At 69.6% G+C, this 14,167-nt stretch carries 9 protein-coding genes; all 9 read right to left on the bottom strand.

The genetic code is table 11. From position 1 onward, the window contains the following. Nucleotides 1–35: 35 nt before the first annotated feature. The 9 genes from bcsZ to C1933_RS03085 are packed head-to-tail and all read right to left on the bottom strand — an operon-like array spanning nucleotide 36 to nucleotide 13,994. Nucleotides 36–1,169, bottom strand: coding sequence for a cellulose synthase complex periplasmic endoglucanase BcsZ (gene bcsZ, locus C1933_RS03125; protein ID WP_108752147.1), 1,134 nt, complete (start codon nucleotides 1,167–1,169; stop codon nucleotides 36–38). Beyond that, nucleotides 1,153–4,734 carry a cellulose synthase complex outer membrane protein BcsC gene (bcsC, locus tag C1933_RS03120; RefSeq protein ID WP_108752146.1) on the bottom strand — a complete coding sequence of 1,194 codons (3,582 nt, stop codon included), beginning with the start codon at nucleotides 4,732–4,734 and terminating at the stop codon, nucleotides 1,153–1,155. Before bcsC ends, bcsZ begins: the two co-directional genes overlap by 17 nt. Next, entirely contained in the window at nucleotides 4,734–7,109 is a 2,376-nt protein-coding gene (gene bcsB / locus C1933_RS03115) for a cellulose biosynthesis cyclic di-GMP-binding regulatory protein BcsB (RefSeq protein ID WP_108752145.1), read from the bottom strand. Before bcsB ends, bcsC begins: the two co-directional genes overlap by 1 nt. Next, nucleotides 7,106–9,730, bottom strand: coding sequence for a UDP-forming cellulose synthase catalytic subunit (gene bcsA, locus C1933_RS03110; RefSeq protein WP_108752144.1), 2,625 nt, complete (start codon nucleotides 9,728–9,730; stop codon nucleotides 7,106–7,108). Before bcsA ends, bcsB begins: the two co-directional genes overlap by 4 nt. Beyond that, the gene (gene bcsQ / locus C1933_RS03105) at nucleotides 9,730–10,488 is read right to left on the bottom strand and encodes a cellulose biosynthesis protein BcsQ (RefSeq protein ID WP_108752143.1); all 759 of its coding nucleotides are present in this window, start codon (nucleotides 10,486–10,488) and stop codon (nucleotides 9,730–9,732) included. Before bcsQ ends, bcsA begins: the two co-directional genes overlap by 1 nt. Further along, nucleotides 10,485–10,661: a cellulose biosynthesis protein BcsR gene (gene bcsR / locus C1933_RS03100; RefSeq protein WP_108752142.1), complete on the bottom strand. Its 177-nt coding sequence runs from the start codon at nucleotides 10,659–10,661 to the stop codon at nucleotides 10,485–10,487. Before bcsR ends, bcsQ begins: the two co-directional genes overlap by 4 nt. Continuing rightward, nucleotides 10,661–12,289, bottom strand: a complete 1,629-nt coding sequence (gene bcsG / locus C1933_RS03095) for a cellulose biosynthesis protein BcsG (RefSeq protein ID WP_108752141.1) — start codon at nucleotides 12,287–12,289, stop codon at nucleotides 10,661–10,663. The genes bcsR and bcsG overlap by 1 nt, the downstream gene beginning before the upstream one ends. Beyond that, nucleotides 12,286–12,465, bottom strand: a complete 180-nt coding sequence (bcsF, locus tag C1933_RS03090; protein ID WP_108748484.1) for a cellulose biosynthesis protein BcsF — start codon at nucleotides 12,463–12,465, stop codon at nucleotides 12,286–12,288. The genes bcsG and bcsF overlap by 4 nt, the downstream gene beginning before the upstream one ends. Then, nucleotides 12,462–13,994 (bottom strand): BcsE family c-di-GMP-binding protein, encoded by a 1,533-nt coding sequence (locus C1933_RS03085; protein WP_108752140.1) that lies wholly within the window; start codon nucleotides 13,992–13,994, stop codon nucleotides 12,462–12,464. The genes bcsF and C1933_RS03085 overlap by 4 nt, the downstream gene beginning before the upstream one ends. Between the last annotated feature and the right edge of the window lie 173 nt (nucleotides 13,995–14,167).

Here is a 14,167-nt window from a genome sequence, read left to right as displayed (position 1 = left end):
GCAGCGCAAAGGGCTCTGACCCCGCGTTTCAACCCCTACCAACGCGGCTGCAGACGGCCGTCGGCGGCGAAGCGCCAGCGGCCTTCCATCCAGCCGCGGCCGAACAGGGTAAGCATCTGCGCGTAGTAGGCCGGTTCGGCGCTGCGTTGCTGTTCCACCGTTGGCAGGCTGGCCAACAACGCCTGCGCCTGCTGCGTTTCGCCCTGCGCCTGCAGGTACGGCAGCAGCGCGGCACGGAACCCGTAGTTGCCTTCGCCCTGCCCTTGCCCGCTGCGGGTATCCACCTTTTCCCACATCGCGCCGCCGCTGCGCAGGCGTTCCAGCGGGCCAGACAAGGCCTGCAGCTGCGGCCGGAACAGCGGGTCGCGCGCTGCGGTCATGCCGGCCCAGACATAGCAGCGGATGGCATCGTAGCCGCCCACGGGGCCCCTCACCGGGTCCACCACGAACGCGCCCTTGCGCCAGGCCGCCCAGTCCGGCGCGAAGCCGTGCGGGCTGGTCTGCTGCAGCAGCGCCACCGTGTTGCGGGCCAACGCCTGCCACGGCCCCTGCTTGTCCACGGTGGCGAAGCGCCGCAGCAGTGGCAGCGGCAGATAGCTGGGATTGACCCGCGTGGCATCGTCTTCGATGAACCCCTGCGGGCCCGGCAGCAGCATCGGTCCCAGCCCGTCCAGTTCGACGATCTCGCGTGCACGCACCTGCGCCAGCATGCCGGTGGCGATCACCTGCAATGCCGGGCGCCGCCACAACCGCGCCCCTTCCAGCAGCGCGTAGGCCAGCCACAGATCGGAATCGGAGGCGGGGTTGTCGTCCAGCACGCGCCAGCCGCCCTTGCCATCGCGCCCCCACAGCCAGGCCGGCAGACGCGCGGCCATGTCACCGCCGGCCAGGTTGTCCTGGGTCCAGCCCAGCACCCGGTCGAACAAGGCCTGGTCATTGTCCACCAGGGCAAAGAACAGTGCATAGGACTGCCCTTCGGACGTGGTGCGCTGGTCGTCCTGGCTGCGGTCGATCATGCGCCCGTCGTGGCTCAGGCTGCTGGCCTGCAGCACCTGCCAGGCCGGCCAGCGAGGCGCGGTCTGTGCCTGCGCGCCCACGTGGGCCAGCAGCGGCAGGGTCGCGGCCACCTGCAGCAGGCGGCGGCGCTGCGGATCAGCGGAATTCGCCATAGGGCACCAGCGGGGACACCGGCAACGGCAGGTTGCCCTGCCACGGCTTCAGCGTATAGCGCAGATAGAGCTGGAAGGTATTTGGCGAAAAATCGCGGCTGCGCTGCAGCGTACCGGCCGCGCCCAGTACGAAGTGGTCGCCCAGGCGCCGTTCCACCGCCGCGTACAGGCGCGAGCCGGTACCGCTGCTGCGACCACTGCTGGTGTACAGGCCATCCGGGTCGAGCGTGAGCGGGCCGTACTGCGGCTCCAGCTGGGCGATCACCCGCTCGATCAGGGCCTGGTCGGGATAGCGGCTGATGGACGCGGTGCGCGCACTGGACACGCTGAAGGACGCATCCACGCGCAGCGACCAGTTGTCGCTGCGCCAGGCGAAGCTGGCGGGCAGGCTGAGCGAGGCATAGCGCTGCGGGCTGTAGTAACCGCCCTGCCCCAGCGAATAGCCGCCCAGGTCTTTCTGGTAACGCCAGTACATGGCCGTGGTGCCCACGTCCAGGCGCATGTCCGGCCGCTGGATCAGCTTGTGGTACCAGCCGGCCATCGCCCGCGCGCGGGTGTTGTCTTCCACGTTGCGACCGGTCAGGCGGTGCCAGCTCCAGTTCGACCAGACACCGTTGCGGCCACCTTCGTCGTAGCCCAGGCTGAAGGTCACGCCATTGGCGGTGACCCCGCCCCAGGCAATGCCACTGCGCGGATCGACCGCGCCGGCCTGGGACAGCAATGAATTGGTCATCGGCCGGCGCGACACCGTGGCGCCCCAGCCCAGCCGGCCCAGGTCACCGTTCAAGGTGACCCCACCCAGCCAGTTGCCCACCACGTAGTTGGACGGGGTGTGGCCCAGGTCGATGTTCCAGCGGTCGTCCAGCGTGCGCCAGCCCACGGCGAAACCGGCACCGGAATTGCGCCGCTGGTGCACGTAGCGGCTGCAGCCGGGCGCGCGCAGCGCGGTGCCATCGGCCTGCAGCAGATCCAGATCGCAGCTGCCGAAATCTTCGTCGAAGGTGCCATCGTCGCCGGTCTGGAACCGGCCCGCATCGAAGTGCACCTGCTCGATGCGCGCCCAGCCCAGGCCACCGGCAAACGGTGCATCCAGATGGGCGATGCGGGTGTCACGCGAGAGCCGCGACAGGCCCGGCGTGCCGTCGCTGCGGCGGCCGGAATCCTGCATCACCGTCAGCGTCGGGTTCTGCTGCTGGTACAGCGTGTCCACGTCGCTGCGCAGGCTGCTGCGCAGCCAGTCATCGCCCTCGGTCTGGCGGCTGGCCAGGGTGAGCGCGCGGTTGTCGCGCGGCGTGGCCTGCGCCGGGGCCAGCAGGCCGTTGTCGGCCATGGCCTGGGCGTACATGTCCAGCGCCTGCTCTGGATCATCGGCGCGCACCAGCCGCGCCGCATCGCGCCAGGACTGCGCATCGGCTTCGGTCTTGCGCGCCAGCAGCCCGCGCAGGATCTGCAGCGCGCGCGCATTTTCATGCAGGTCGGTCCAGATGCCGGCCAACTGCCGCTGCTGGCCCAGCGCATCGTCGGCCACCTGCGGCGGCGCGTCGTGCATCTGCTGGCGTGCCCGCGGCAGATCGCCCTGCGCGATCCACGCCTGCACCTGGCCCAGCTGGGCATCGACGTTGTCCGGTTGCGCGGCCAGCACCTGCTGGTAGTAATGCAGTGCCTGTGCCGCATCACCGCGCAGGCGCGCCCATTCGGCCAGCAGCAGGTTGTTGTCGGCGCTGGATGGTTGCTGCTGCAGCAGTGCGATGGCTTCCGGCTCGCGGCCCTGCGCGCGCAGCTCCCACAGGTGTTCCACCAGTTGCTGCCGCTGCAGGCGCTGCGACAGCGCACGCATGTCTTCGTCCCAGCGCTCGCGCGGCACGCTGTCCAGCACCGCCAGCGCCTGCGGCAGGCGGTCGCTGCCGGACAGGTACAAGGCCTGCGCATAGCGCGCTTCGCTGCTGTCATTGCGCGCGGCCATGTCGGCCACCACCGCATCGGCGTCGTCGTCGCGGCCGGCGCTGCGCAGTTCATTGCCCAGTGCAAAGGCCAGCCACGCATCGCCGGGCAGTTCCTGGCGCAACTGCTGGCCCAGGCTTATTGCAGTGGCGGCGTCGCCGGCGGCCAGCGCCTGTTCGCGACGCTCGCGCAGCCGGCTGATCTGCAGTTGCCGCAGATCTTCGGCATACAGCTTCTGCTGTGCGGCCGGCAGCGAATGGATGAAGCTTTCCAGCCGCTGCGGATCGGTGCGCCCGTACAGCTGCACCAGCTTGCGGATCACATTGGCATCGCGCGGGGCGCGGCGCTGCGCGGCCAGCAGCAGGCGTTCGGCGCCGGCATCGTCGCCACGGGCCACGGCCACGTCCACCAGCCCCAGCTGTGCATTGATCTCACCGGGTTGCTGGCGGCGCGCGCGCTCGTACAGCGCCTGCGCTTGGTCCACGTTGCCACTGGCCAGTGCCGCTTCGGCCTGGTCCAGCAGCAGCCAGTAACGCGTACTGGCCAGCAGGTCGGTCCATTTGTCGGTGCTGTCACCGGCCGGCGTGGCCTGCACGGCACGCTGGAAATAGCTGATGGCCTGTTCGCGGCGCCCCTGCCGCATCAGTGCCATGCCCAGCCCGCCCAGGAATTCGGCTTCGCGCGGATAGCCACGCAAGGCCTGCAGGAAGGCCCGCTCGGCCTCGGCATTGCGCTCACGATCCAGCAACTGCTGGCCGCGCAGGCCGGCACGCCAGGCCGGGTCGCTCACCCGCTTGTGCTGGTCGGCATAGCGCTCGCGCACCAGCGCGATGTCGTTGAAGTTCGGATTGCGGGTGATGAAGGCCTGCAGCCGGCGCACGTTGGCATCATCGGCCGGCTGGTCCTGCAGGAAGTCCCATTCGGCATCGGCGGCCAGCGTGCGCGCTTCGGGATTGCGCCCCATGCGCTCGAGCGCGGCCAGCGCTTCGGCATCGCGACCGGCGGCGAACAGCAGCTGCGACAACGTCTGCAGCAGCGCGGTATTGCCGGGATAGCTGCGGTCCAGCGCACTCAGCTCGCGGATCGCCAGCGCGCGGCCATCGGCCTGCGCGCCGCGCAGGCGCCAGTACTCCAGGCCCAGCTGCAGCCCGGGCGGATCGTCATTGAACAGGCGGCGATAGATCACCAGTGCTTCGTCGCTGCGGCCACCGGCGGCGAACAGGCGCGCCTGCTGCAGGTCCTGCTGCAGATCGCCACGGTAGGCCCGCCACAGGCGCTCGCCGGCGGCCAGTTCACGACTGCCCGCCCCCAGCTGGCGCAGGCGCTGCAGGGTGGCATCGGCGTCGGCCATCTTCTGCTGCGACAGCTGCACTTCCAGGATCGCCAACAGCGTGCTGCGGTCATCCGGGGCCAGCATGCGCAGCCGCGCCAATGCGTCTTCGATCAGACCCTGGCGGCCGCTGGCTTCGCCGATGCGCACCTGTTCCAACAGCCATTGCCGCTGCTCGGCCACCGTGCCGCCCGGCGTGGCCGGCAGCGCCTGCGCCTGGCACGGGCCGACGCCGGCCAGGCCCAGCAGGACCAGGCCGGAGGCGGCGACCAGCGGATGCCGCGCGCGTGCCATCAGTGGTCCGGGCCCAACCGCTTGGCAGCCACCCAGCGCAGCGTGCGCCACAGCAGGAAGGCGACCATCAGCACCACCACCGTTGCCAGCACCGCCAGCAACGCCGGGTGATCGGCCAGGTGGTACCAGAGCAGCAACCACCACGGCAGTGAGCCGACGTAGTAGTGCTCGCCCACAAACTGGCTGTGGATGCCCGAGGTGCGCAGGATCGCCACCGAACCGGCGATGGCCTGGCGCTTGCCGGTATCACTCAGGGCCTCGTCCAGCAGACCGTAGTCGGCCGCACCACTGGCAGCCAGCGAGACGATGCTGCGCTGTGCGTGGTGGGGCGACTGCAGGCCGACGATGGCGGCGAACGGTGCATCGGCGGTCACCGCCACTTCGGTCACCGCCGGATCGCCCTGGCGGCTGCCACGGCGGGCCTGTTCCATCGCCTGCTGCGGCGACGGCGACTGGCCGTTCAACAGGCGCGTGCGCTGGGCGTCGATCAGCAGCGAAAGCTGGTCGCTGCCGCGCAGTTCATCGGGCAGTGCGCCCAGCATCAACAGGTCGGCATCCAAGGTGCTGGCCTGCTTCCAATCGTTGGACAGGCGCAGCCCGTAGGCGGGGTAACCGGTCTGCACGCCCAGCCCGCCCACCAGGTTCAGCAGCAGGCTGGCCTGCGCTTCGCTGGTCTGCGCTGGCACCAGCACCACCGTTTCAGACAGATCGGCCATGCGGGTGAACGGGAAACCGCTGAGCGCGAACGCGGACAGGTCCGGCAGGCCCATGTAGTGGTGGAAGCCGGAGAAATCGATGGTCGAATCTTCTTCGATCGCCGCCTGCAGGTTCGGCGGCAGCACGGTCTGGCAATGGTCGCGCTGGGCACTTCCCATCACGCTGGCGAAGTTGAAATCGAAGCGCAGCTGGTTGCGGTCGCCCAGCTTCAGCGACGGAATCAGCAGGCGCCCCGCGTCGGCACCGGCGTCACCGGCCAGTACCGGCAGGCGGATTTCTTCCAGGCCCTGCTTGCCGTTGCGGCGCACCAGCGGGAAGCTGGAAATGAACTGGTCGTTGATGGCCACGCCCAACCGCGATTCGTCGCTGCCGAACGGCGGCGTGTAGCGGTAGCGCAGGTTCAGCGGAATGCCCTGGTTGCGCCAGATGAACAGATCCGGCGGCAGGTTGAGGTTGACCGTGATCGGCTGCGGGGCCACGCCGTTGGCATGCAGCTGCTGCGGGTAATCCAGCAGTTCACCCAGGCGCACGGCACGGTCGGTGCGCACCCAGTTGGGCGCGTCGTAGGGCTTGCGTGGGGCCAGCGGTTTGATCTGGTCGATCGCCACCCGCTTGCCGCGGAACAGCACGTTACCCGCGGCCATGGCCGCCACGGCCTTCTGCAGATCCTCGTCGTTGCGGCCCAGCACCAGCAGCAGCTTGCGCTGCGGGTCGTCCGGCAGCGCCATCAGTTCCACCACTGGGCCCTGCACCGGCGCATGGTTGGCGATCACCGGCGGGAACTTGCCGTTCACCGCCAGCACCACGGCATGGCCCTTGTCCGGCAGCGCACCGAAGCTGACCGGGAAGCGCGCCTGCCGCCACCAGCCGGCCAGGCTGCCGAAGTACGACGCCATGATCGCGCCGGCACGCTGCTGCGCCAGGGTCGGCGCGGTGCCGTAGATCACCGGCAGTTCCAGCCGCGCGGTGTCGCGCGGATCGAAGAACGGCAGCGGGAAGTTGGCCAGATCGTCCTGCATGGCCAGCGGCTGGCCGCCCAGGCGCAGCGTGCTGTTGCTCGAAACGTTCACCCACAGCGAGCTGTGCGTGGGCTCTTCGCAGATGTCGGTGTAGTGGCCGACGAACTCCAGCCGCACCTGGTTGAAATCGGCGATCAGCCGCGCATCCAGCGGCAGCTTGGCCTGCACCGGGCGCCCCAGCTGGTCGTTGCTGATCGGCACCACGCCCATCATCGCGTCATTCAGGTACACGCGCAGGTGCGACAGCGTTGGCAGCAGCGACGGCGACGGGGTGAAGCTCAGGTCCAGCTCGGCTTCGCGTGCCAGGCGATCGCGGCGCACCTGGAATTCCAGTGTGGTGGTGTTGCGCACGCCCGACAGCAGCACATCCTGGCGGCGGCCCAGCTCGGCAAACGTGCTTTCGCGCTGCCACGGCCAGGCGCTGCCCGCCCAGGTTTCGGCCTGCGCCGGTTCCGGCCGCGGCGCGGGCACCACGGCGGCATTCACCGGCGTGGGCACGGCCACCTGCGCCGGTGCGGTGTCAGGCGTGGATCCGGTGGTCGCGGGCAGGCTGGCCGGCGCGGGGGCACTGTTGCCCGAAGCGACCGGCAGGGCCAGCAGCGGCAGCAGCAGCCAGCGCAGAGGAGAGGAAATGCTCATGGACGAAGCCCTGGGTCAGCGGCTGGGTCAGCCGGGTGGGAGGGAAGCGGACGTTGCGGAGCGAAGCTGGCCATCCAGCGCAGCAGGCGCCGGCTCCAGTGCACGGGCCGGTCGAGGTCGAACGGGGCGAAATCGCCCATCCGCCGGTAACCGCGCCAGCCCAGCACCAGCACGCTCCACAGGCTGCGCGGCAGGCTCTTGGGCTGGTAGCCGGCATGCCAGTCAAGCCAGGCATCGGCACGGGCGAAGGTGCATTGGGCGAACTCCACGCGCTGGCGTTCGCTGTCGAACTGCAGCAGCAGGCCCAGGCGGTGGCCCATGGTGCGCTGCACGCGTGCGGGGAAAGCAAACTCACGGCGGCCACGGCCCAGCAGCACGTGTACCCGCGCGCCTTCGGCCAGGCCGGGGTCGTTGCCCAGCTCCACGCCCACGCCGTCGTTGGAATAGTCCTGCAGCACGCCACGCAGGCGGCGCCCATCGGGCACCTGCAGGGCCATCGGCAGGTGCGTGGTGACGCGGTGCGTGCGCCGCACCTGCTGCACTTCGGCGGCCACCGCCAGCGCACCGCCGATGATCAGCAGGTTGTACAGCACCCACAGCGAACTGACGATCACCGTGCCGCGCTCATCGGCCGGGCCGTGCATGAAGCGCCAGACCGCGAAGCACAGGCCGGCCACGTTCAGCAGCGCCAGCACCAGGTACGGCCGTGCCACGCGCCAGTCGAAGCGGTCGCCATCCTGGGTGCCGCCCTTGTCGGTCACGTTGAACTTGCCGCGGCCGGGGCTGAACAAGGCCACCGTGGTCGGCCGTGCGATGTACCAGGCCAGCACGGTCTCGTACACCTCGCCCCAGAACGGGCGGCGGTATTTGCCCTGGATGCGCGCGTTGGTCAGGCTGGCATGGGCCATGTGCGGCACCACGAACAGCAGGATGGCCAGTGCCGGCGCATAGATGATGTAGACGTGCAGCAGCAGGAACGCCAGCGGCGCGGTCAGGAACACCAGGCGTGGAATGCCGGCCAGGAAGTGCAGCATGGCGTTGGCGTAGCAGAACCGCTGGAACAGGCTCAGGCCCTTGCCGATCAGCGGATTGTCGATGCGGAAGATCTGCACCATGCCGCGTGCCCAGCGGATGCGCTGGTTCACGTGCGCGCCCAGGCTGTCGGTGGCCAGGCCCGCCGCCTGCGGAATGCGCAGGTACGCCGAGTTCCAGCCATTGCGGTGCAGCCGCAGCGCGGTGTGCGCATCTTCGGTGACGGTTTCGGTGGCGAAGCCACCAATGGCATCGATCGCCTCGCGGCGGATGACGGCGCACGAGCCGCAGAAGAAGGCGGCGTTCCACAGGTCGTTGCCATCCTGCACCAGGCCGTAGAACAGCTCGCCTTCGTTGGGATCGCTGCGGAACACCTGCAGGTTGCGTTCGAACGGGTCGGCCGAGAAGAAATGGTGCGGGGTCTGCACCAGCGCCAGCTTCGGGTCACGGCCGAACCAGCCGCAGGTGACCTGCAGGAACGAACGCACTGGCAGGTGGTCGCAATCGAAGATGGCCACCAGCTCACCGTCGATCAGAGTCAGCGCATGGTTCAGGTTGCCGGCCTTGGCGTGGCGATTGTCGGTGCGGGTGATGTAGTTCACCCCGGTCTGTTCGGCGAACGCGCGGAATTCCTCGCGCTTGCCGTCGTCCAGGATATGGATGCGCAGCTTGTCGGCCGGCCAGTCCAGGCCCATCGCGGCGTAGACCGTATGCCGCACCAGCGACAGGTCTTCGTTGTAGGTGGGAATGAGCACATCGACGGTGGGCCACTGCCGCACGTCGGCCGGCAGCGGCGCCGGGCGCCGACGCAGCGGCCAGGCCACCTGCACGTAGCCCAGCATCAGCACCAGCCAGGAATAGGTTTCGGCGGCCAGCAGGATCAGGCCACAGACCAGGTCGAAGGTGCTGTTCCAGTTCAACGTGGCGGTGTAGCGCCACCACAGGTAACGGCAGGACACGGTGATCGACAGCACCACCAGAACCAGGGTGGCGTAGCGCCCCTGCATGCGCCGCACCAGCAGGGCGATGGCCCACAGCAGCAGCACGAACACGAACTGCGCCAGGTAGCTGAAGGGCTGGGTGACGCACAGCAGCGCCAGGCCCAGGGTGGCAACACCGATGGCCGCCGTCGCCCAGCGCCGCGCGCGCGGCGACAGGGCGCGCACGCGCTCGCCGGCCCAGGCCATGAACCGGCTGTTCCACACATCCTTGGGGGCATCGCGCATGGTGCGCAGGTAGCGCACGTGGCCGCGACCGGCCGCGCCGCGCAGTTCGGCGATGCGCTGCTGGCGTGCGCGCGCCAGCCGCTGCCGGCGCAGCGATCGGCGCGGCACCAGGCGCACCACCGACAGCCACAGCGCCTGCACCAGCAGTCGGATCGGGTCGCCCGGGCGCCAGCGGCGGTCGCCCTGCAGCTGCGGGAACGCGGCGCGCAGCCGCGGTGCCAGGCCCTGCCAGGCGGGTCCTTCCAGGCGCAGCAGCGCCCAGCCCAGGGCCTGCAGCAGCCACAGCACCGCGCGGGTCGGCCAGGCCGCATGCACGCGGTGGCGCAGCCGCCCCCAGTCCAGGTAATAGACCCGCTGGCTCATCATCGCCGGCCAGCCTCGGCTCGTTGCAGGCGCGCCGCTTCCGCCAGGCACCACAGGGCCAGCCCCTGCACATCGGCGGCGGCCAGCGAATCGGCTGCGTGCTGGCCCAGTGGCTGCTTGCTGGCCAGCGCCGCCGGCACCTGCGCATCCTCGTGCAGCGGCTGCGGCAGCAGGCCGGCGCCATGGCTGTGCAGCCACAGCTGCATCAGGTCGCGCTGCACCTGCACGGCCGGGTCGTAGCGGTTCACCAGCAGGCGCCGCTCATCCTCGCGCTGGCGGTGCAGCTGCACGTGGCTGGCCGGGTCCACGCAGGCCAGGCGCAGCGGCAGGCGGCACCCACCGTGGGTGTTGATGGCCGCCACATGCGCGGGCAGGCGCTGCGGCAGATCGAACAGCACGCAGTCGAACTGTGCCGACAACGTGGGCAGGCGCTCGGCCCAGGTCTGTGGCGCTGCCGCCAACGCGTCTTCCAGCTGCAGGGCTTCGCTGGCATCAACCTGGCCATAGGGCAGCACGGCCAGCCCGGGCGCACAGGCGAATGCGGCCGCGCGCCAGTCAGCACCGTCCAGCTGGGCGCGGGCCCAGCCGGCGCGCTCGCCGGCGGCCAGGCCCAGGTGCAGGCCCAGCATCTGGTCCGGGCTCATTTCCACCAGCAGCACACGCAGGCCCTGCGCATGCAGGGCCTGGCCCAATGCAGCCAGCACCGTGGTCACCCCGGTGCCGCCGCGCACGCCCTGCAGTGACAGGGTCAACGTCATGGCAGGCGCTCCAGCTCGGCCAGCAGCGGCCAGCGCGCCAGTGCCTGGGCGCGTTCGTTGTTCGCGGAAAAATCCACGTACCGCATGTCCGGCATCGCCAGACTGCGGCGCAGCAGGTCGATATCGTCCTGTTCCACCGACAGGGTGGCAGGCACCGCCAGGATGTCGGCCATCAGCGCTTGTCCTCCGGGTAGGGGCTCCAGGTCTGGCTGCCCTGCAGCTGCAGCCACGGCTTGCCGTCGTAATCGATGACCTTGGCGCCTTCGTTTTCCGAAACCGACGGGGTCTGCGGCAGGCCCTGCAGCAGGCTGTTCCAATCCCGATCAGCCGGCGGCGACTGCGCATTCAACGCGTACACGCGCGACACCAGTTCGGAAATGGCAAGGAAACTGCTGGGTTCGGGCACGTGGCGCGGACCACCGGCGGCCGGCGCGCCCATGCCGACCAGCTTCACCCCCACCGGCACATGGGTGATGGACGGGCTGGGAATCTCGCGCATGCCCGGAATCTGCATGCGGTCGCCATGCAGGGCTGCGCCGTGCTCGGGCACGACCACGATCATCGCGCGGCGCCCGCTCTTTTCCACCGCATCGACGAAACCTGCCATGTCGCCCAGCACCATGTTCGCGCGCGCCTTGTAATCGGCGGCGGCGGCACGGCCATCGGCGCCGACGATGCGGTTGCCGTCGTGCAGCGAGATGGTGTTGTAGAACAGGGCCACCTGCGGGCTGGATTCGGCCTGGCGCTGTTTCAACCAGCCCATCAGCACATCGCCATCGCGGCGCAGCGGCGATTTGTCGAACGCCACCAGCGCACGCGGGAAGGCGCTGATATCCATCGGCTTGGCCTGCAGGCCACCGTAGCGCGACAGTTCACCGATGAAATCGTCGAAGTGGCCGTCGTGGTTCATCGCCAGTTCGCTCTGGAAACCCAGCCGCTGCAGGTTGGAGAACAACTGGCATTCGGCCGGCACCGGGTCGAACAGCGCGGTATGCGAGGTCTGGCCGCAGCTGGCGCGCAGCAGGCGGATCGCTGCCGGGCCGCTGTAGGCGGTGGCCGAATTGAAATCGTCGAACACCACGTCCATGTGGTCCAGCAGGTTGTTCTGGCGCAGGCCGACTTCATCCAGATCGCTCCAGGCCAGCGAGCAGATGTTGAGGATGATGACGTCGAACGGTGCGCCGCTGGCCGGCGCCGGGAAGGTGGTCTTCAGCGTGGCCTGCTGCTGGTAGAAGCTGGCCAGCCAGGCGTTGAGCGTATCGTTGCTGGCCGGTGCCAGCGCGCGCGTGGCTGCCCCGCCGGTGCCGGTGGCCGCCACGGTCTGGCCCTGCCCCCAACCCCAGCCCGCCGGCAATGGCAGGGCCAGCACGGCCATGCCGAGCATGCCCAGCACGCTCAGCGTGGTCACCCGCAGCCACGGCTTCAGCAGTACGTAGCCCACCACCAGCAGCGACAGCACCGCCACCATCTGCCAGTTGATGAAACGCTGCGCCAGTTCCAGCCAATAGTCGGCGGAAAAATCCAGCACGCCCGGCTGCGCCAGCAGGCGCTGGAACGGCGGCCACCAGGTGTCCTGGTAATACAGGGCCACGCCCACCGGCACCGCCACCACCGTGCGCGCGATGCGCGCCCAGCGCCAGCGCAGCGGCACCAGCAGCGCGGCCAGGAACAGCAGGTTGGGCAGCAGCTTCAGGTTCAGTGCGCCCATCCAGGCCAGCGCCACCTTGGACAGGAAATACAGGTTCCAACCGCGCAGGTCGGCCCAGGCGAAGGGCGAAGCAGGCAACGGCTGCGGACTCATGCAGGCCTCCGCGGCGCACGCTGGCGCACGCCCACGCGGCGCAGCTGGCGCGGCGGCAGCAGACGCTGCACGGCGCGGCGCGCCATGCGCCAGAGCGCGCCCAGCATGGCGCCAAAGGGAATCATCAGTACCGCGCAGGCAACGATCAACGTCCACAGCTGCTGGTCGGTGGTCATGCATCCTCTCCCAGCCGCAGTGGCTTCGGTTCAGCAAACGTCGCCACCTGCACCGGCGCCGGCTCGGGCGTGGCGTCAGGGGGCGGCAACGGCTCGGTTTCGGGGTCGCTGCCGGTGGCATTCATCGAGGCCAGATCGTATTCGGCCAGGCGCTGGTAGCCGTCGAACAGTTCGCGCCACGGCAGGCGGAACAGGTTGGACAGCGCCTGCTCGATGGCATCGCGGCGACAGCCGAACAGGAACAGGCGGACCTGCCCGCGATAGACGCAGACCACGTCGCCCTGGCGACGGATGCGCAGCTGCTGCAGGGTCTGTTCGGCGCGCAGGCCGGCCACCGGCTGCAGCGCCAGCACCGCACTTTCCACCGCACTGCCATCCAGATCGATGCGCTCGCCGGCAATCTGGCGGAAGCGGGCCACGCTGACCAGGCCACTGATCGGCGGCGGCCGGTGCGAGCGGATCAGCGGTTCCGGGTCATCGGCCAGTTGCCCCTGCCAGCGCTGGCGCTGCACGGCATCGAGCAGGGTCAGCAGGCGCGGCAGCGGCGTGTGCGCCGGCACCACCAGGCTGCCGCCACACTGCAGCAGCAGGCGTTCGTCGGCATAGCGCAGGCAGGGCTGCAGCTCGCGCACCACCAGCTTGAGCGCATCGCCGCGCTCGCGGCGCAGGCGGTGCAGAAGACGGGCCAAAGCGTCCACCTGCGCGTTTTCATTGATGGCCAGCACCACCGTGGCTTCGTTGGCGCGCAGCGCGGCCGGCATCAACCCCGCCCAGCCGTCGTACAGCTTCCACGCCGACGACAACGGCGGTGCGCCTTCCAGCACATCGGCCTGGGCCAGAAACAGATCACAGTCGCTGCCGCCATCACCGGCCACGCTCACCGCGTCGGTCTGGTCATCGGCGATCCGTTGCAACTGGTTGCCCACCGCTTCCACCGCGAATGCCCGCTGGGCCACAACGCCATGGCTGTTGGCCCAGTAGTGCAGCAGCAGCTGCAGTGCGCCCCGGTGCGGGTGCAACTGGGCCACGCCCGCGCAGCTGCGGTTCAACGGCAGCAGGCGCGGCGCCAGGGTGGCCACTTCGCCGTGGCACAGCAGCAGCAGCACCTGGCCGGCGCGCTGCGCCCACTGCTGCAGTTGCTGGCACCAGCGCGCCAGGCGCGCATCGTCCCAGCCATCCAGCGCCGCTACCGGGAACTGCACGATGCTGAGCGCGGTAGCCGCCGACGAGGCGCGCGGCAGATCGCCCGGCAGGCTGCGCAGGGCCTGCTGCATGCCCGGGTGCGAGCGCTGGAACAGGCGCACGCGCGCCGGCCCCTGGTCGGGCTGCAACAAGGCCAGCAGGGGTTCGACGGTACGCCCCAAGGTCACCAGCAGCGCCTCGTCCAGGTCGGTCGCGGCCGCCAGAGTGCCCGCCCCGAGCAGATCGGCCGGCGCACTGCCGGCGGCCACGGCCCAGTACACGCCGCCCGGGCGCATCTCCACGAACTCGGCCGCAACGTCCGCCACGGCCAGTCGCGGCGGCGTCATGCCGGCATCCTTTCGACAACGATCTGTAGGTTCATGGGCGAGCAGGCAGGAAAAAACTGCAGCGGAAACGGTGCAATTGATGACGCGCGTCACAATTGCGTGGCAAGGACGGCATGATACCGTCGATCTTCACGCCTGCGGCATCAACACACAGTCAACACATCAACCTGACG

This window comes from Stenotrophomonas sp. ZAC14D2_NAIMI4_6 (genome assembly GCF_003086875.1).
In the GTDB taxonomy this organism is placed as follows: domain Bacteria; phylum Pseudomonadota; class Gammaproteobacteria; order Xanthomonadales; family Xanthomonadaceae; genus Stenotrophomonas.
This window is presented reverse-complemented; position numbering and strand designations above follow the sequence as displayed.

What these genes read in the sequence shown, in the direction of transcription:
- bcsZ (WP_108752147.1), bottom strand. Translation starts at nt 1,169, where the DNA reads ATGGCGAATTCCGCTGATCCGCAGCGCCGCCGCCTGCTGCAGGTGGCC.
- bcsC (WP_108752146.1), bottom strand. Translation starts at nt 4,734, where the DNA reads ATGGCACGCGCGCGGCATCCGCTGGTCGCCGCCTCCGGCCTGGTCCTG.
- bcsB (WP_108752145.1), bottom strand. Translation starts at nt 7,109, where the DNA reads ATGAGCATTTCCTCTCCTCTGCGCTGGCTGCTGCTGCCGCTGCTGGCC.
- bcsA (WP_108752144.1), bottom strand. Translation starts at nt 9,730, where the DNA reads ATGAGCCAGCGGGTCTATTACCTGGACTGGGGGCGGCTGCGCCACCGC.
- bcsQ (WP_108752143.1), bottom strand. Translation starts at nt 10,488, where the DNA reads ATGACGTTGACCCTGTCACTGCAGGGCGTGCGCGGCGGCACCGGGGTG.
- bcsR (WP_108752142.1), bottom strand. Translation starts at nt 10,661, where the DNA reads ATGGCCGACATCCTGGCGGTGCCTGCCACCCTGTCGGTGGAACAGGAC.
- bcsG (WP_108752141.1), bottom strand. Translation starts at nt 12,289, where the DNA reads ATGAGTCCGCAGCCGTTGCCTGCTTCGCCCTTCGCCTGGGCCGACCTG.
- bcsF (WP_108748484.1), bottom strand. Translation starts at nt 12,465, where the DNA reads ATGACCACCGACCAGCAGCTGTGGACGTTGATCGTTGCCTGCGCGGTA.
- C1933_RS03085 (WP_108752140.1), bottom strand. Translation starts at nt 13,994, where the DNA reads ATGACGCCGCCGCGACTGGCCGTGGCGGACGTTGCGGCCGAGTTCGTG.